Origin of the sequence: Nocardioides sp. Soil796 (genome assembly GCF_001429525.1) — a bacterium.
Classification (GTDB): domain Bacteria; phylum Actinomycetota; class Actinomycetes; order Propionibacteriales; family Nocardioidaceae; genus Nocardioides.
Map to the genome: position 1 here is coordinate 209,793 of NZ_LMSQ01000019.1, position 16,074 is coordinate 225,866.

Here is a 16,074-nt window from a genome sequence, read left to right on the forward strand (position 1 = left end):
CGGCGTTCGCGGCCAGCGAACTCGGGAACACAGCGCGGCTTTCCGGGTCGGGAGTAGGTTCGGCCGGAGAGGAACAGATCGGCCGTCGACAGGAGGGTCCCGGATGATCGAGCTGACCAAGGGCGAGGAGCTCGCGCTCACCAGCGCGGACGGCACCCCGCTGGCCAAGGTGCTGATGGGCCTGGGTTGGGACAAGGAGAAGTCCGCCGGCTTCATCGGCTCCGGCGCCCCCGACGTCGACCTCGACGCCTCGGCAGTCGCCTTCGCCGGTGGGCAGTACGCCGACATGGTCTTCTACAACAACCTGCAGACCCGCGACGAGTCCGTCGTACATCTCGGCGACAACCAGAGCGGGCGCGGCGAAGGGGACGACGAGGTCATCACCGTCGACCTGGCCCGCGTGCACCCGAAGATCGACACGATCCTCTTCCAGGTCAGCAGCTACCAGGGCCACACGCTCGAGTGGGTGCGCAACGCCTACTGCCGTCTGGTCGACGAGCACGACACCGAACTGGCCCGCATCACCCTGACCAACGGGGTGAAGGAGACCGGTGCCGTGATGGCCCGCATCACGCGCGACGGCCCCCAGTGGAAGCTGAAGGCGATCGGTCAGGGCATCGCGGTCAAGGTCCCCTCTGAGTCCGTCGAGGCGCTGCGCCCCTTCGTCTGAGCGGCGTACGAGTCAGGCGGTCTTGCGGAACCACTCGCTCGCGTCCGGGCGGAACAGCACGACGATCACGGCGAGAGCGATCAGCGCAGCCAGCACGTTGAGGATCACGAACCAGCCGGGTGCGTCCTGGGCGAACGCGCTCAGGCCACCGATCACCGTCAGCACCGCCATCACGACGGCCACGATGCGCGCCCAGCCGGCGCCGGACTTGAACATGTAGGCGCTGAACGCGAGCAGTCCGCCGAAGATCACCAGCGAGATGATCGAGATGGCGACGTACGCCGGGGCGCCGTCCTCGGCCACCTCGCGGGGCAGGGATGAGTTCCGGGCCGCGAGGTAGTGATCGATGATGTCGTCCTTGAAGACGATCGTGAGCAGCGTGCGCAGCACCATGAAGCCGACCAGGCCGTAGATCAGCTTCTGACCCAGCGACACCGAGGGCGGCAGGGACGAGTTGGCCATCGTGCTCAAGGCAGGTTCCTTCCGAAGATCGCCCACCTGAATGGTCGGCGCATCGGGGTGACCCTACTCAGGGACCGCCGATCGCGATCTGTTGGGCGAGGTACTGCTGGAGGCCGACCCGCTCGATCGCGTCGAGCTGGCCCTCGAACCAGTCGGCGTGCTTCTCCTCGTCACGCACCATGTCCTCGAAGACCGCGGCCGTGCCGTGGTCGCCCAGGTCGTGGCACTCCTGGGCACCGGCATTGAACTCTGCGACCGCCGCGCGCTCGCTGGCCAGCGCCAGGGTCAGCATCTCCTCGGCGGTCTCGCCGATCTGGATCGCGTTGAGCTTCTGCACGTTGGGGTGGCCGTCGAAGAGCAGGATGCGGTTGATCAGCTCGTCGGCGTCCTTCATCTCGTCGATGGAGAGGTCGTAGAAGACCTTGCCGAGGTTGGAGAGTCCCCAGTTGTCGAGCATGCGCGCATGCAGGAAGTAGGTGTTCGTGACGGAGAGCTCGAAGGTGAGCGCCGAGTTCAGCAACTCCACGACTCGAGGGCTAACTGGCTGCACCTTCCACCTCCACAGGTGACGTCGGGGCCAACGCCTCATGCTGGCACACCACACGCTTCACTGTGAAGATGCAGGATCCGCAGTCCTGACCGGCTCCGGTGGAGCGGCACACCTGCGACACGGTGCGTGCGCCCTCGTCGTAGGCACGCCGAACCGCTCCGTCATTGACGGCGGCGCAGTGGCAGACGATCATCGGTGGTCCTCGGTCGGGTGGGAGAGTTAGGCAAGGCTAACCTAGAGTCTCCGGTGCTGTCACCGCGGCCGCCCACTGGGCGAGACGCCGCCCTCAGCGCCCGCGCCCGCCCTGCGCGTCGAGCGAGGCCTGCTGCAGGGCGGCGAGCACGTGCTGGACGGCCAGGCGTTCGGCCCGGTCGGGTCGCATCACCGCGAAGATGTGGCGGGCGGTCGAGATGCCGCGCAGTGGCCGCAGGACCACACCACTCCCCTGCGGCGAGGTGAACCGAGGCAGGATGGCGACCTTCCGACTGCTGGCGACGACCGCCTCGATCAGCCGGTTGTCACGCATCCTCTGGACCACGCGCAGCGGCCGGCCGGTCTTCTCCTCGACGGCGAGACGGACGGTGTCGAACGGGAACCCGACCGGCACCCCGACCCACTCCTGGTCGACCAGGTCGGCGGGGCGTACGTCGTCACGGGCGGCCAGTGGATGGTCCGACGCCATCGCCACGTCGAGTGGTTCGCGGACCAGCTCGACGGTGACCAGGTCCTCGGTGCCCTCCGGCGCGTGACGGGTCAGGCTGTGCGCGATGACGATGTCGTGCTCGACGACCAGGCCGGCGTACGCCCGCTCGGCGACGTCCTCGTCGGTGAAGACCAGCTCGATCGCACTGCCGTCGAGATCGGCGAAGACCCGCGGCAGGAGGTACGTCGCGGCGCTGGGCAGGCCGGCCACGGTGACGGTGCCGGACGGCTGGCCGCGGAACGCATCCCACCTGGCCCGAACGCGCTCGACCACCTGGGCGACGTCCTCACCTCCCTCCGCGAGCAGGCGACCGGCCGGCGTGAGCCGGAGACCCCGACCGGAGGGTTCGACGAGCACCGCACCGAGCTCGCGCTGGGCCGTGCGCAGCTGTTGGCTGACCGCCGACGGTGTGCGGTGCGTGGCCTTGGCCACGCCCGTGACGCTGCCCCTGACGGCGAGCTCGCGAAGCAGCTCGAGGTGTCGGACGTCCATGAAGGCAGCCTACAGAGACAGTGAAGAACTATTCGCTTGTCCTTCATCCTCGTTCGGGAAACGATGAGGCACATGCCATTGAACCACCGCCTTCTCGCCGTCTCCGTGGCAGTGATGTGGGGTCTCAACTTCGTCGCCATCCATGCGTCGCTGGAGCACTTCCCGCCGATGTTCCTGGTGGCGCTGCGATTCGCCCTGATGTCAATGGCCAGGTTGCGGTCCCCGCTGGTGGCCAACTAAGAGTCCCCACCCCTCGTTGAATGTCAGGTGGTCTTGAGTCGGGTTCCTCCGTTCGCTCGGGCCTGCTTCATTCGGTAGGAGTCGCCGTCGGTGACGACGGTGTGGCAGTGGTGCAGGAGCCGGTCGAGCATGCTGACCGCGGTGGTGTGCTCGGGTAGGAATCGGCCCCAGGACTCGAAGGGCCAGTGGGACGCGATGCCGAGCGAACGGCGTTCGTAGGCGGCCGCGACGAACCGGAACAGCAGCTGGGCGCCGGTGTCGTCCAGGGGCGCGAACCCGAGCTCGTCGACCAGCACGAGGTCGTTGCGCAGGAGGGTGTCGATGACCTTCCCGACGCTGTTGTCGGCCAGCCCGCGGTAGAGGGTCTCGACGAGCTCGGCGGCGGTGAAGTACCGGACCCGGTGCCCGTGCTCGACGGCGGCGATGCCGAGTGCGATGAGGGTGTGGGACTTGCCGGTGCCGGCCGGGCCGATCATGCACACGTTCTCGGCCGCGCGGACCCATTCCAGGGATGCGAGGTAGTCGAACGTCGAGGGCGGGACCGACGAGGCGGCGACGTCGAACTCCTCAAGCCGCTTCACGACGGGGAAGGCAGCTTGCCGCATCCTCGTGCGGGCATTCGACGCTTCACGTGAGGCGATCTCGGCCTCGACCAGCGTGCGGAGGAACTCCTCCGGCTTCCACCGCTGCGTCTTCGCGGTCACGAGCAGCTCGGGTGCCAGCCGGCGCATCGCGGCCATCTTCAACCGCCGCAAGCCGTCGTTCAGGTCCGCCGGCAGCGGTGGCGGTGTCGTCGCGGTCATGCGCCCTCACCACCCTCGGCGTCAGCGTCGATGCGGTAGGCGTCCAGCGACCTGGTCGGCACGGTCGGCACCGACGGCAAGGTCATCACCAGCGCCTGCCCCGCTGCGGTCGGTCGGGGTGCGTGCCCGTTGGTGGCCAGGATCGAGCGGACGTCGTCGGCCCGCCACCGACCGAACGCGACCGCCCGTTCCAATGCCGCGACCAATGCGGCGGTGCCGTGTGCGGCGCCCAGGGTGAGCAGGACACTGATCTCGGTGTTGAGCTTGGTGACCCCGGCCGCGGCGGCACCAACCAGGAACTGTTCAGCGACCGACCCCAACGCCAGGAACTCCTTCTCGGTCTCGGTGCGGCCACGGGCACCGCGTCGCGGCGTAGTCGGCCGGGGCCGGTCGTAGTGGGCGTCATCGATCGACGTCTCTCCCGGGGCGACGAGGGCGTGTTCGGCGTGGACTTCTCCGGTGACCGGCTCGACGACCCGCAGCAGCCGGTCGCGCTCGTCGACCAGGACGGTGACAACGATGCCGATCAGCCGGTTCGGGACCGAGTAGCGGGCCGATCCGAACCGGATGCAGGACAGCTTGTCGACCTTCCGGGTGATCGGCGCCGGGCCGACCTCGAGCCGCAGCGACGGCAGCTCACCCAGCAGCTCCCGCTCCGAGTCCAGCCGCTCGATCGGGACCGCGTGGGTCTCGCTGTGGCGACGGCCGTTGACCTCGACACCCCACGCCCGTGCTCGCTCGTTGAGTCCCGCGTAGCCCTCGGCCCAGGGGTCTTCGTCGAGCTCGAGCGGGACCAGGAGGTCGTCCTTGGCGTAGCCGACCAGGTTCTCCACGATGCCCTTGGACTCCGGGTCCGCGGCGTGACAGAAGTCGGGCCGGAACCGGTAGTGGCTGGCGAACCGGACGTAGTCGGGTGCTGGCACGACCACGTTCGCGACGACGTTGCCCTTCAAGCACGCCATCCGGTCGGCCAGCACGGTCCTCGGGACTCCGCCGAGCTCCTCGAAGCACTCCGCGAGCATCGCCAGTGTGGTGGCCTGTTGCTCGTCAGCGGCGAACCGGACGAACCGGAACCTGGACCAGGCCAGCACCGCACAGAACACGTGGGTCCGACGTCCCGCGACGACCTCGGTGCCCCAGTCGATCGCCAGCACCTCACCCGGCGTCCAGATCGCCGGCCGCCGACCGTTCGCGCGGGCCTGCCCGATGCGCCACTGGCGCTTCGCGTCCGCGACCAGTCGCCGGAAGTTCCGATCCGACCCCTCGTAGCCGGCCGCGCGCGCGGCCGGGAGCAGCCGCTTCGCGCTGATCCGCCCGGCGGTGTCGTTGACCTTCTCAACCACGAGCTGCGCGACTGAGTCGTAGTTGCGACCCCGCTCGTCCCGTGCGGCCGGTGGTTCGCCGCGGCTGGCGGCTTGGTGGGCCTCGATGACCCGCCGCACTGTCTTGTGGGTGGTGCCGCACATGACGGCTGCTCCCCGGTAGCTGCCCACCTCGCGGTAGGCCGAAATGATGTCCATCCGTTCTCTCTCGTTCTTCAATGGAGACCCCTGCGTGGTGACGATGGCTGACTAGACATCGCCACCGTCGCCACGCAGGGCCCTCACGAGCCGCTACGACACGCGAAGAACGAAGGGCGGGGACTTCTACATGGCCACCACCGGGGACCCGGCGTGGCCACCAGCGGGGACCGCTACCTGGCCACCAGTGGGGACTTTCTCATGGCCACGGACACCTGATCGCCGTCCCCACCTTGCTGCTGGTGCCGCGCCCTGACGTGGAGCTGCGCTGGCTGGTCGGCTACGGCATCGGGTTCGGAACCTTGCAGTTCCTGTTCCTCTACTGGGGCATGGCCGTCGGGATGCCCACCGGCCTGGCCTCGCTGGTGCTGCAGGCCTCCGCCCCGTTCACCGTGCTGCTCGGCGCGACCGTCGCCCGCGACCGGGTCAGTGGACGCAGGCTGGCCGGGATCCTGGTGGCCGTCGCCGGACTGGCCGTCGTCGGCTGGCAACGCGCCGAGTCGGCCGCACTCCTCCCGTTCCTGCTGGTGCTGGCCGGAGCGTTCGGCTGGGCGATCGGCAACATCTGCAACGCCCGAGCTCGCGCCTCCAACCCGCTGCACTTCACGCTGTGGATGTCGGTGGTGCCGCCGGTGCCGATGCTCGCCCTGGCGCTCGTCGTCGAGGGCCCCGACCGGATCGCCGACTCGTTGACCGGGCTGGGTGACCCCACGGCCGGACCGGCACTGCTGGGCCTGGCCTACACCGTGCTGATCGGGACGATCGCCGGGTCGGGCGTGTGGTCGTGGCTGATGGCCCGGCACCCGGCCGGCGTCGTCGCGCCGTTCTCGATGCTGGTGCCGGTCGTGGGCATGAGTGCCGCCTGGGTGATGCTCGGCGAGTCCGTCAGTCCCGGCGAGCTGGCCGGCGCGGCTCTGGTGGTGGGCGGCGTCCTCCTGGGCAGTCGCCTCCCGCGCGCCCGGGTCGCGCCTCCCGAAGCCGTCACCCAGCCGGCCAGTGCGTGACGCGGCTCCATCTGGTCCGCCACCGGCACCCACCCGAGCGCACCGAGAGCTGCAGTTCGTACCACTCACGGTCGAGTACGCGTACGAACTGCAACTCTCGAGGCCATGCCAGCGGGAGGCTCCTCCCGGCACTGCGATCACCGCCGCCGGAACGGGTCAGCGCGCGAGGATGACCGAGGAGCCGTGGCCGAACAGGCCCTGGTTGGCGGTGATCCCGACCCGGGCGCCCTCGACCTGACGACCCTCGGCCTGCCCACGCAGCTGCCACGTCAGCTCACAGACCTGGGCCAACGCCTGCGCCGGGACCGCCTCACCGAAGCAGGCCAACCCACCCGAGGGATTCACCGGGATGCGGCCACCGATCGTGGTGTCCCCGGCGCGTAGGAGCTGCTCGGCCTCCCCGCGCTTGCACAGCCCCAGGTCCTCCATCCAGTCCAGCTCGAGCGCGGTCGAGAGGTCATAGACCTCCGCCACGTCCACCTCATCGGGACCAAGACCGGCCTCGTCGTACGCGGCGTCGACCAGCGACTCCTTGAACGTCCGCTGCGGCGCACCCGTCACCCGGGTGGACTCTGTCGAGAACAACGGCATGTCGATCACCGTCTGCGGGAACACCGGCGTCAGCGTCGAGATCGCCTTGACCGTGACCGGGTCGGTGAGCCCGTGCCTGCGGGCGTACTCCCCCGAAGTGAGTACGACGGCCGCACCGCCGTCGCTGGTCGCGCAGATGTCCAACAGGTGCAACGGATCCGCCACCACCGCAGAGTTCAACACGTCCTCAGCGCTGACCTCCTTGCGATAGCGGGCATTCGGGTTCGCCAACCCGTGCCGTGCGTTCTTCACCTTGACGGCCGCGAAGTCGGCAGCCGTGGCGCCGTACAGGTCCATCCGGCGTCGGGCATAGAGCGCGAAGTACGCCGGGTTCGTCATGCCGAGCAACCGGAACCGCAACCAGTCCGGGTCGTCCCACCGCTCCCCCGCATTCGGTGCCAGGAACCCCTTCGGCGTCGTGTCCGCGCCCACCACGAGCGCCACCTCGACCTGGCCGGCCAATATCTGCGCACGGGCAGTGTCCAACGCCTGCGCACCGGTCGCACATGCGGCGTAGGAGGTGGCCACCTTCGCACCGTTCCAGCCCAACGCCTGCGCGAACGTCGCNACCCACGATCAGCTGCACGTCANGCCCACGGGATGCCCGCATCGGCCAACGCAGCACGGGCTGCGGCGACGCCGTACGACACGAACGAACGACCCCACTTCCCCCACGGATGCATGCCGACACCGGCGATCGCGACCTCGGTGCTCATGCGCCCTCCCCCTCGACCTCAGCCTCGACCACGGGACGCCACTTCCACATCGACCGCTCCCCGACCTCATCCGAGTAGACCGTCTCCACGACCAGCTCCACCGGCGACCCGACCCGCACGTCCGCGACCCCGAAGCCGGACGCGAGCTGCCCGAGCACCACGAGGCCTTCCGGCAGCTCCACCGCCGCCAACGCGAACGGCACGTACGGCTCACTCGCTGGGATGTACGGCGACGGCGGCTGGTACTGCGCGTCCGTGTAGGACCACACGGTTCCGCGCCTCGACAGCTCACTCAGCTCGAACGTCTCACCGGCACAGGCGGGGTTCCGGCAGAAGTCGCGCTCGGGCGGGAACGCGATGTTCCCGCACTCGGTGCACGTGCTGCCCAGCAGCGCCGGCTCGTGGCCGGTGGTGAACCAGCCCTCGATCGCAGGTGTGGTCATGTCTCCGCCCCTCGCCCAGAATTAGAACGTGTTCCATTATGCATGACCGGCACCGAGGCCCGGTCCGATGGTTGAGGAGCGAGGCACGGCCAGTCTGAGCAGACCTGCACAGAACCTTCACGAGTCGTCCGCGACTCCCGACCATCTCGGCTCCTACGCTCGTTCCATGCCCGAGAGCCCAACGCCCCGGATCCTTGTCGTCGAGGACGAACCGGTCATCAACCAGGCCGTCACCGACCGCCTGCGCGGCACCGGATACGACGTCGTCCAGGCGTACGACGGCCCCGGTGCCGTCGCACTGTTCCGCGAGTCGGCACCCGACCTGGTGCTGCTCGACGTGATGCTGCCGGGCTTCGACGGCCACGAGGTGTGCCGGCGGATCCAGGCCGAACGGCCGGTGCCGGTACTGATGCTGACCGCGCGCGACGACGAGGCCGACGTGCTGGTCGGGCTCGGTGTCGGCGCCGACGACTACCTCACCAAGCCGTTCCGCATGCGCGAGCTGGTGGCCCGGGTGGCCGCCCTGCTGCGACGGGTGGAGCGGGCGGCCGAGCTGGCCCGCCACACCAAGCCCGACCTCGGCGACCTGCGCATCGACTCCGACGCACGCCGTGCCTGGGTCTCCGACGCCGAGGTCCACCTGACGCCCACCGAGTTCGACCTCCTGATGCGCCTGGCCGGCAGCCCGGGCGTCGTACTCACCCGCGAGACGCTGTACGCCGACGTGTGGGGCTGGTCCGGCGCCTCGGGGACCCGCACGGTCGACAGCCATGTGAAGGCACTGCGCGCCAAGATCGGCGCCGACCGGGTGCGCACCGTGCACGGCGTCGGCTACGCGCTCGAACCGGTCGCGACGCCGTGAGCAGCCCGCTGCTCGACGTCGTCCCGTCGATCAAGGTCAAGCTCGGCCTGCTGGTCGCGGCCAGCGCGATCGTCGCCGCGGTGGTCGCCTCCATCGGCTCCGGCGGCGGCGTCCCGCTCTGGCTCGGCATCCCGGTCACCGTCGCCCTCGCCCTGGGCGTGACCCAGCTGCTCGCCTCCGGCATGACCTCTCCCCTGCGCGAGATGACCGCCGCCGCACGACGGATGGCCACCGGCGACTACTCCGTGCGGGTCACCGCCACCTCCCGCGACGAGGTCGGCGAGCTGGGCCGCGCGTTCAACACCATGGCCCAGGACCTCGCCGGCGTCGACCGCGAGCGTCGCGACCTGGTCGCCAACGTCAGCCACGAGATACGTACGCCGCTGGCCGCACTGTGCGCCGTGCTCGAGAACCTGGTCGACGGGGTCGCCGAGCCCGACCCGTCGACGTTGCGCAGCGCGTTGGCCCAGGCAGAACGACTGTCTGCCCTCGCCACGGACCTGCTCGACCTGGCCCGCGTCGACGCTGGGGAGGCCAGCCTCTCCACCACGCGGGTCGACGTGCGGGACCTCCTCGAACGCTCGGTCGCCGAGGCCGGCGTCACCGGCCGTCAGGTCTCGTACGACGTCTCGGTCGACCGAGCGCTCACGGTCGAGGCCGACCCCGCGCGGCTCCAGCAGCTCGTGGCCAACCTGCTCGACAACGCCTCGCGACACAGCCCGGCAGGCGGAGTCGTCGACATCTCGGCGAGGGCGACGACCAGCGGTTGGCGCCTCGAGGTGGCCGACCGGGGCCCGGGCATCCCGGCCGCCGACCGGGAGCGCGTCTTCGAACGATTCGGCACGCTCACCGAGACCGAGGGAGGTGGCGGCACCGGGCTCGGGCTCGCCATCGCCCGCTGGGTGACCGACCTCCACGGCGGCCGGATCGCCTTCGTCGACCCCGAGCCGGGCACCCGCGGCGCGCGGGTGCGCGTCGAGCTTCCCCGCAGTCCGGGGACCACCGTCCCACCGCCACTGCCCGCCCGACCCGTGGCCGCCCCGGCCGACACCTCCACGACCGCGACCGCGACCAGCCAGGAGAACACCGTGCCGACACCGCCCACGCCGTACCCCGTGCCGAAGGCGGCACCGACCGTCACTCCCGAGCCGGTGCTCGACGGCCTGTTCGGCAGGTTCTGGCCCGACGACCTGCCCGGCAACCTCCGTGCCCTGCTGGCCTGCCTGGGGGTCGGCCTCCTCGCCGCGATCGTGCTCCCGTTCCGCGACCTCGGCCTGGGCACGTTCGTGGTGCTGCTGGCCGCCGGCGGGGTGATCCTCGGGTTCAGCGTCAACCGCCGCTCACCGTTCACCCTGGCCTGCGCGGCCCTCTGCGCGCTGCTCGCCAGCACCGTCGTCCTCCGCGACGCGGAGTGGATCGCCGTCCTCAGCCTCCTCACCGGCGGCGCCCTGTGCGTGGCCGGACTGGTCAACGGGCGCACGCTGCCCGCGTTCGTGATCGCCGGTCTCGCGTGGCCGCTGGCTGGGCTGCGCGGCCTGCCCTGGCTGGGCCGTTCGGCCCGCGGCATCACCGGTCGAGCCACCAGTGCCGCGGCGATCCGCACGGTCGTCCTGTCCCTGGCCGGTGTGCTGGTCTTCGGACTGCTCTTCGCCTCCGCCGATGCGCTGTTCGCGGAGTGGGTCGGCGCGCTGGTCCCGGACCTCGAGCTCGACTCGTTCGTGCTGCGCGCCTTCCTCACCGTGGCCGTCGGCGGCGTCGTGCTGGCCGCGACGTACCTCGGCCTCAACCCTCCCGACGTCGCCGCGAGCGGTGCCCCGGCCCGCCCGGTCGCGAACCGCTACGAGTGGCTGGCGCCGGTCCTCCTCGTCGACGCCGTGTTCGTCGCCTTCCTGGTCGCGCAGGCCACCGTCATCTTCGGCGGCCACGACTACCTCGAGCGCACCACCGGCCTGACCTACGCCGACTACGTCCACCAGGGCTTCGGCCAGCTCACCGTCGCCACCGCCCTGACGCTGTTGGTGGTGTGGGCCGCCGCGCGAAAGGCACGTCGTACGACGACCGCGGACCTGGCCTGGCTACGCGGATCACTCGGACTGCTCTGTGCGCTGACCCTGGTCGTGGTCGCCTCCGCGCTCTACCGGATGCACGTCTACCAGGAGGCCTACGGCTTCACCGAGCTCCGCCTGCTGGTCGACGTCTTCGAGGGCTGGCTCGGCCTTCTGGTCCTCGGCGTGATGGTCGCCGGCGTGACGCTCCGGGCCACCTGGCTGCCGCGGGCGGCGCTGCTCAGCGGCGCCACGCTGATTCTCGGCCTCGCAGCGATCAACCCCGACGCGTGGATCGCGCAGCAGAACATCGACCGCTACGAGGAGACCGGCAAGGTCGACTGGTTCTACCTGGAGGGGCTCTCGGACGACGCCGTACCCGTGCTCGCCACGCTCCCCGACGACGTCGTCGAGTGCGCACTGATGGGTCACGGCTTCGGGAGCGACGACGACTGGCTGGAGTGGAACCTCGGCCGTCACCGCGCGGCGCCGGTGTGGCACGAGGCCGAGGCCGACTGGTCCTACGACGACGCGCTCTGCCGCAGCGCCCAACCCGACTGACCCGTCGCCAGTTCTCGCTGACCCGTCGCCAGTTCTGGCTGACCCGTCGCCAGTTCGACGCTGATCAGCTCCCGGAGGCGGCCTCGGCCTCCGATCGGAGGATGCAGAACTCGTTCCCCTCGGGATCGGCCAGGACGACCCATCCGGTGCCGGGGCCGTACTTCCCACGCTGGTCGTCGACCTGCGTGGCGCCGAGGCCCAGCACCCGCACGACCTCGTCGTCGCGGGTGCCCTCGACCGGACGCAGGTCGAAGTGGATCCGGTTCTTGACCTGTTTCTCGTCGGGCACCTCGATGAACAGCAGCAGGTGACCGGTCTCGGGGTGCCGGATCATGCACTCCTCGTGACCGGGCAGGTTGGGGTCGCCGTCCAGGTCGACGTACCCGAGGAGGGGTTTCCACCACTCGGAGAGCTCGTAGGCGTTGTGGCAGTCGATCGTCGTGTGCGAGATGAAGGACGTCATGAGGGCAGTCTTGCGCTCGCGAACCAGCCGGTCGACCCGTTTTGGGCCGCCCGGCAGGAGGCCCTCCGGCGGATTCCGGAGAAATTTTCCTGAGAACGTGCCTTCATCCCGAGGAATGCCGCGAAAGTTGCCCGCGATTGCCTCCGACGAGTCACAATCATCAGATGGACGCTCACCAGGCCGCGCTTCTCGGACGACTCGACCCCCACGTCCTCGGGAAGCGGCTCCGCGCCGCTCGGGTGGCGAAGGGAATGACCCAGTCCGACCTGGCCGGTGGCAACGTCTCGACCGGCTACATCTCGCGCATCGAATCGGGTCAGCGGCGTCCCAACGGCTCGGTCCTGACCGATCTGGCCGCCCGCATGGGCATCGGCCTCGAGCAGCTGCTCGGCGGGGTCGCACCCGCGGAGTACGACGAGATCCGGCTGACCCTCGACTTCGCTGAGCTGTCGCTGGAGTCGGGCCAGGCCAGCGAGGCCCGCGACCAGGCCGAGAACGCCCTCGCCCGGGCGGAGGCGAACTCGCTCGCCGAGCACGCCGAGCGGGCTCGCTACCTGCGGGCCCGGGCACTCGAGGCGACCGGCGAGCTCGACGACTCGATCCTCGAGCTCGAGTCACTGGTCGCCCAGGACGGCGGCACCCTGCTGCGCATCAAGGCCGGCATCGCGCTGACCCGCGGCTACCGCGACTCAGGCGACCTCACCACCGCGATCGAGACCGGCCAGAGCCTGCTCGACCAGATCACCGAAGCCGGGCTCGACAAGTCCGACGAGGCCGTGCAGCTGGCGGTGACCCTCGCCTCGGCGTACTTCGAGCGTGGCGACACCGGTCACGCGATCCGGGTCTGCCGCACCGCCGTGTCGAAGGCCGAGCTGCTCGGTTCGCCGACCGCCCGCGCGTCGGCGTACTGGAACGCCTCGATGATGGAGGCGCACCGCGGCAACGTGAGCTCGGCCATCCCGCTGGCCGAACGCGCCCTCGCCCTGCTCGGCGAGGGCCAGGACACCCGCAACCTGGCCCGGCTGCGTACGCAGCTGGAGTCCATGCGGCTGACCGAGGAGTATCCCGACCTGGAGAAGGTCCGGCTGAACCTCGAACAGGCCGCCCTCGAGTTCTCGTGGTCGAGTGCGGCCCCGGTCGACCTGGCCCGCAACGACCTCACCATGGCCCGCGCCCTGCTGCTGGCCGGTGACGTCACCGAGGCGCGCCAGCTGAGCGCGAGCGTCCACGCGACCGCGCTCGAGACCGCACCGCTCATCGCGGCCGACGCGAAGTCCGTCGAAGGACAGGCGATGGCAGTGTTGGGCGAGCCCGAGGCCGCCAAGGCGCGCTACCTCGAGGCCGTGCAGATCCTGACCGGCCTCGGCGCTGACCGCAGCGCTGCCCAGCTCTGGTTCGAGCTGGCCTGTCAGCTGGAGGACATCGGGGACACCGATGCAGCCCGCGATGCCTACCGCAGTGCGGCGGCATCCACGGGCCTGCGCAACCGGGCGCGCAGCGTCCAGGTCAAGGTCCGAGTGGATTCCTGACCTACTGGAACGCTGCGCCCGGGCTCACCCGAGGCGAAGAGCGTTCAGCAGCACCAACCGTCGCCGATACGCATGGTGGTGTTGCCGCCCCTTGCGTCGTTGTCGGACTTGGCCATAGCCGGACCTGCCACGCCGAGTGCTGCGACAGCGGTGACGACCAGTGTGATGAGTGCCTTCTTCATGATGCTCTTCCTCCCAGAAGTGATTCCCTGATTGATCAGCCTCCCCCGAAGGCTGAGACCGACACTGGTCCAGACCAGCGCCGGCGAGATCCGGCCCTTGTGGGCCTGATCTTGCTCCCGAAATCGTCGTGATTGACGTTCTCAGCACGACTTCTTTCGAATTCTCGCAAAAGGAGGACAACTTCGGGGACTTATGGGTAAATTTCAGTCAAGTCCAGTTGGCAACAATCCCCCCGGTGCCAACTGGAAGGCACACCCCGGCCCACCCCCACGGGCACGGCGGAAATAGCGTTCAGGTCCCCCCCTGCGCTGCGAAACCCCCCGATTCCCGTCGGGGGGTTTCTTCATTTCCGGCCGCTCATCCGCCCCGGAGGGCCGGTGTCACTCGGTGCCGTTGCGCTTGACGAAGTCGACGATCTGCGCGGCAAGCTCGGGGCGGCAGACGATCAGGTCGGGCAGGGAGACGTCGTCCTGGTTGTAGGCCAGCTCGGACCCGTCGACCCGCGAGCAGAAGAGGCCGGCGGCACGCGCCACGGCGACCGGTGCCGCGTTGTCCCATTCGTACTGGCCGCCGGCGTGCACGTAGGCGTCGGCGAGGTCGCGTACGACGGACATCACCTTCACGCCGGCCGAGCCCATCGGCACGAGCTCGGCGTCGATCTCCTCGGCCAGTGCCTGCACGAACGCCGGCGGACGGGTGCGCGAGACGGCGATGCGGGGCCGGGTCGACGTACGGGCCGGAACCACCGAGGGCGTGCCGGTGTTGAAGGTCTCGCCAAGGGCGGGCTGCGCGACCGCACCGACAGTGAGGTCGCCGTCCTGCCAGAGCGCGACGTGGACCGCCCAGTCGTCGCGCGGGGGCTCGGAGAACTCGCGGGTGCCGTCGAGCGGGTCGATGATCCAGACCCGCGAGGCGTCGAGGCGCGACTTGTCGTCGGCGGCCTCCTCGGAGAGCACCGCGTCGTCGGGCCGGTGCTCGGCGAGCAGCTCGGCGATCAACGCCTGGGCGGCGGCGTCACCGGCGTCCTTGAGTTCGCGGCCCTCGAGGCCCTGGGTGCGCACCTCGAGGAGTCGCTCACCGGCAACGGTGGCCAGCCAGGTGGCGAAGATGTGGTCGTCGGTGGCCGCTGCGGCGGGGATCTCTGTAGTCACGGTCAGAGCCTACTGAAGTCACACCCGGTCAACATTCCTTGTCCTAGTGGCTGACTTTTCGGCGCCCATCCGCCACTCTGGTTCTCACGCGCCCCAGTCCGTCCCCAAATCTGGGGATGAGCTGGACACTCGTCAAGAAAATCGCCGTAGCGTTGCGGCGGCCTCGGGAAGCAAGCCGGCCCAGTCTCGACAACCGGAGAGAGCTCCTCATGTCACACGTTCGCACGCGCCTCGCCCTGACAGCGGCCACGACCGGGCTGGCCCTCGCGGCCACCACCGTGGCCTGGTCCCCCGCCTCGGGATCGCCGGTCCCCCTCGCCTCGAGCGCGACCACGGCCACCACTGCCACCGCCCTGACCCCCGTGAACCGGCACATCCTCGACACCCGCGTCACGGAGTCGAGTGGGCTGGCCCGCAGCACCTACGCCCGCGACACCCTGTTCACCCACAACGACAGCGGCGACCGCCCCCGGGTGTTCGCCGTCGGCGCGAACGGCAGGACCCGCGCCGTGCTGACCTTGCGCGGTGCCAAGTCCTACGACTGGGAGGACATGTCGTCGGGCCCGAACCACACGCTCTGGGTCGGCGACACGGGCGACAACAGCCGGTCCCGCTCGCGCATCCAGGTCTACCGGTTCCGCGAGCCCGCACGGCTCTACAGCCGCACGGTCAGGGCCACCAGGTTCACCTTCGCCTATCCCGACGGTGCCCACGACTCCGAGGGCATGATGGTCAACCCCCGCACGGGTCGCGTGTTCATCGTGTCCAAGCAGGTGAGGGGCGCCGTGTACGTCGGCCCCCGGACCCTCTCCGCCACGTCGGTGAACCGGCTGCGGAAGCTGCGCCGCGCACCGTCGACGGTGACGAGTGCGTCCTTCCGGCCGGGCGGGTGGGGCTACGTGCTCGGCACCTACGGGTCGGCGTACACCTATGCCTCGCTCAGTGCGGGGGCCCACCGGGTGTTGCTGCCGTCGCGCCAGCAGGGCGAGTCGATCGAGTTCAACCGCGCCGGCGGCCGCCTGTTCGCCGGGAGCGAGGGCGTTCGGAGCCCCGTCTACCAGGTGGCGGTGCGCTAGCCCGCGACAA

At 69.9% G+C, this 16,074-nt stretch carries 18 protein-coding genes; 7 read left to right on the forward strand and 11 right to left on the reverse strand.

Annotation, left to right across the window (positions count from 1 at the left end):
- Positions 1-103: 103 nt before the first annotated feature.
- Positions 104-670, forward strand: a complete 567-nt coding sequence (locus tag ASH02_RS18275; RefSeq protein ID WP_056685980.1) for a TerD family protein — start codon at positions 104-106, stop codon at positions 668-670.
- Positions 671-682: 12 nt separating this feature from the next.
- Here ASH02_RS18275 and ASH02_RS18280 read toward each other — a convergent pair whose 3' ends face one another.
- The 4 genes from ASH02_RS18280 to ASH02_RS18290 form a co-directional block, all read right to left on the reverse strand.
- Positions 683-1,141 carry a hypothetical protein gene (locus tag ASH02_RS18280; protein ID WP_056685977.1) on the reverse strand — a complete coding sequence of 153 codons (459 nt, stop codon included), beginning with the start codon at positions 1,139-1,141 and terminating at the stop codon, positions 683-685.
- A gap of 58 nt (positions 1,142-1,199) precedes the next feature.
- Complete coding sequence (gene bfr / locus ASH02_RS18285; protein ID WP_235532640.1) at positions 1,200-1,658, reverse strand: bacterioferritin; 459 nt, start codon at positions 1,656-1,658, stop codon at positions 1,200-1,202.
- Between the two features lie 10 nt (positions 1,659-1,668).
- Positions 1,669-1,875 carry a (2Fe-2S)-binding protein gene (locus tag ASH02_RS25740; RefSeq protein WP_056685971.1) on the reverse strand — a complete coding sequence of 69 codons (207 nt, stop codon included), beginning with the start codon at positions 1,873-1,875 and terminating at the stop codon, positions 1,669-1,671.
- Positions 1,876-1,968: 93 nt separating this feature from the next.
- The gene (locus ASH02_RS18290) at positions 1,969-2,877 is read right to left on the reverse strand and encodes a LysR family transcriptional regulator (protein WP_056685968.1); all 909 of its coding nucleotides are present in this window, start codon (positions 2,875-2,877) and stop codon (positions 1,969-1,971) included.
- A gap of 72 nt (positions 2,878-2,949) precedes the next feature.
- On the opposite strand from ASH02_RS18290, the gene ASH02_RS18295 reads away from it, so the two are divergent.
- On the forward strand, positions 2,950-3,117 hold the full coding sequence (locus tag ASH02_RS18295; RefSeq protein ID WP_200959190.1) for a hypothetical protein: 168 nt from the start codon (positions 2,950-2,952) through the stop codon (positions 3,115-3,117).
- Positions 3,118-3,140: 23 nt separating this feature from the next.
- On the opposite strand, the gene istB is transcribed toward ASH02_RS18295, so the two are convergent.
- Both istB and istA read right to left on the reverse strand, forming a co-directional pair.
- A complete protein-coding gene (gene istB / locus ASH02_RS18300; protein WP_057295226.1) occupies positions 3,141-3,920 on the reverse strand; it encodes an IS21-like element helper ATPase IstB in 780 nt (259 codons plus the stop codon).
- Positions 3,917-5,461 carry an IS21 family transposase gene (gene istA / locus ASH02_RS18305; RefSeq protein WP_156409801.1) on the reverse strand — a complete coding sequence of 515 codons (1,545 nt, stop codon included), beginning with the start codon at positions 5,459-5,461 and terminating at the stop codon, positions 3,917-3,919. Before istA ends, istB begins: the two co-directional genes overlap by 4 nt.
- Before the next feature lie 221 nt (positions 5,462-5,682).
- On the opposite strand from istA, the gene ASH02_RS18310 reads away from it, so the two are divergent.
- Entirely contained in the window at positions 5,683-6,444 is a 762-nt protein-coding gene (locus ASH02_RS18310; protein ID WP_235539078.1) for an EamA family transporter, read from the forward strand.
- A 156-nt stretch (positions 6,445-6,600) separates the two neighbouring features.
- On the opposite strand, the gene ASH02_RS18315 is transcribed toward ASH02_RS18310, so the two are convergent.
- Both ASH02_RS18315 and ASH02_RS18320 read right to left on the reverse strand, forming a co-directional pair.
- The coding region (locus ASH02_RS18315) for a lipid-transfer protein (protein WP_235539079.1) at positions 6,601-7,602 on the reverse strand (1,002 nt) is incomplete at its 5' end.
- 145 nt (positions 7,603-7,747) lie between these two features.
- The gene (locus ASH02_RS18320; RefSeq protein ID WP_057295228.1) at positions 7,748-8,194 is read right to left on the reverse strand and encodes a Zn-ribbon domain-containing OB-fold protein; all 447 of its coding nucleotides are present in this window, start codon (positions 8,192-8,194) and stop codon (positions 7,748-7,750) included.
- Positions 8,195-8,360: 166 nt separating this feature from the next.
- Between ASH02_RS18320 and ASH02_RS18325 the strand changes: the two genes are divergently transcribed.
- Complete coding sequence (locus ASH02_RS18325) at positions 8,361-9,056, forward strand: response regulator transcription factor (RefSeq protein ID WP_056685959.1); 696 nt, start codon at positions 8,361-8,363, stop codon at positions 9,054-9,056.
- Positions 9,053-11,662 (forward strand): DUF4153 domain-containing protein, encoded by a 2,610-nt coding sequence (locus ASH02_RS18330; protein ID WP_082620940.1) that lies wholly within the window; start codon positions 9,053-9,055, stop codon positions 11,660-11,662. Before ASH02_RS18325 ends, ASH02_RS18330 begins: the two co-directional genes overlap by 4 nt.
- 64 nt (positions 11,663-11,726) lie before the next feature.
- Here ASH02_RS18330 and ASH02_RS18335 read toward each other — a convergent pair whose 3' ends face one another.
- Positions 11,727-12,125: a VOC family protein gene (locus tag ASH02_RS18335; protein WP_057295229.1), complete on the reverse strand. Its 399-nt coding sequence runs from the start codon at positions 12,123-12,125 to the stop codon at positions 11,727-11,729.
- Positions 12,126-12,289: 164 nt separating this feature from the next.
- Here ASH02_RS18335 and ASH02_RS18340 point away from each other — a divergent pair, with 164 nt between their 5' ends.
- Positions 12,290-13,654, forward strand: coding sequence for a helix-turn-helix domain-containing protein (locus ASH02_RS18340; protein ID WP_057295230.1), 1,365 nt, complete (start codon positions 12,290-12,292; stop codon positions 13,652-13,654).
- A gap of 44 nt (positions 13,655-13,698) precedes the next feature.
- Here ASH02_RS18340 and ASH02_RS26185 read toward each other — a convergent pair whose 3' ends face one another.
- Together ASH02_RS26185 and ASH02_RS18345 are read right to left on the reverse strand one after the other, a co-directional pair.
- Positions 13,699-13,836 carry a hypothetical protein gene (locus ASH02_RS26185; protein ID WP_156409802.1) on the reverse strand — a complete coding sequence of 46 codons (138 nt, stop codon included), beginning with the start codon at positions 13,834-13,836 and terminating at the stop codon, positions 13,699-13,701.
- A gap of 381 nt (positions 13,837-14,217) precedes the next feature.
- The gene (locus tag ASH02_RS18345; RefSeq protein ID WP_235539080.1) at positions 14,218-14,988 is read right to left on the reverse strand and encodes a 3'(2'),5'-bisphosphate nucleotidase CysQ; all 771 of its coding nucleotides are present in this window, start codon (positions 14,986-14,988) and stop codon (positions 14,218-14,220) included.
- Positions 14,989-15,197: 209 nt separating this feature from the next.
- Between ASH02_RS18345 and ASH02_RS18350 the strand changes: the two genes are divergently transcribed.
- On the forward strand, positions 15,198-16,064 hold the full coding sequence (locus tag ASH02_RS18350) for a hypothetical protein (protein ID WP_057295231.1): 867 nt from the start codon (positions 15,198-15,200) through the stop codon (positions 16,062-16,064).
- The last annotated feature ends 10 nt before the right edge of the window (positions 16,065-16,074 follow it).

What these genes read in the sequence shown, in the direction of transcription:
- ASH02_RS18275 (WP_056685980.1), top strand. Translation starts at nt 104, where the DNA reads ATGATCGAGCTGACCAAGGGCGAGGAGCTCGCGCTCACCAGCGCGGAC.
- ASH02_RS25740 (WP_056685971.1), bottom strand. Translation starts at nt 1,875, where the DNA reads ATGATCGTCTGCCACTGCGCCGCCGTCAATGACGGAGCGGTTCGGCGT.
- ASH02_RS18290 (WP_056685968.1), bottom strand. Translation starts at nt 2,877, where the DNA reads ATGGACGTCCGACACCTCGAGCTGCTTCGCGAGCTCGCCGTCAGGGGC.
- ASH02_RS18295 (WP_200959190.1), top strand. Translation starts at nt 2,950, where the DNA reads ATGCCATTGAACCACCGCCTTCTCGCCGTCTCCGTGGCAGTGATGTGG.
- istB (WP_057295226.1), bottom strand. Translation starts at nt 3,920, where the DNA reads ATGACCGCGACGACACCGCCACCGCTGCCGGCGGACCTGAACGACGGC.
- ASH02_RS18320 (WP_057295228.1), bottom strand. Translation starts at nt 8,194, where the DNA reads ATGACCACACCTGCGATCGAGGGCTGGTTCACCACCGGCCACGAGCCG.
- ASH02_RS18325 (WP_056685959.1), top strand. Translation starts at nt 8,361, where the DNA reads ATGCCCGAGAGCCCAACGCCCCGGATCCTTGTCGTCGAGGACGAACCG.
- ASH02_RS18335 (WP_057295229.1), bottom strand. Translation starts at nt 12,125, where the DNA reads ATGACGTCCTTCATCTCGCACACGACGATCGACTGCCACAACGCCTAC.
- ASH02_RS18340 (WP_057295230.1), top strand. Translation starts at nt 12,290, where the DNA reads ATGGACGCTCACCAGGCCGCGCTTCTCGGACGACTCGACCCCCACGTC.
- ASH02_RS26185 (WP_156409802.1), bottom strand. Translation starts at nt 13,836, where the DNA reads ATGAAGAAGGCACTCATCACACTGGTCGTCACCGCTGTCGCAGCACTC.
- ASH02_RS18350 (WP_057295231.1), top strand. Translation starts at nt 15,198, where the DNA reads ATGTCACACGTTCGCACGCGCCTCGCCCTGACAGCGGCCACGACCGGG.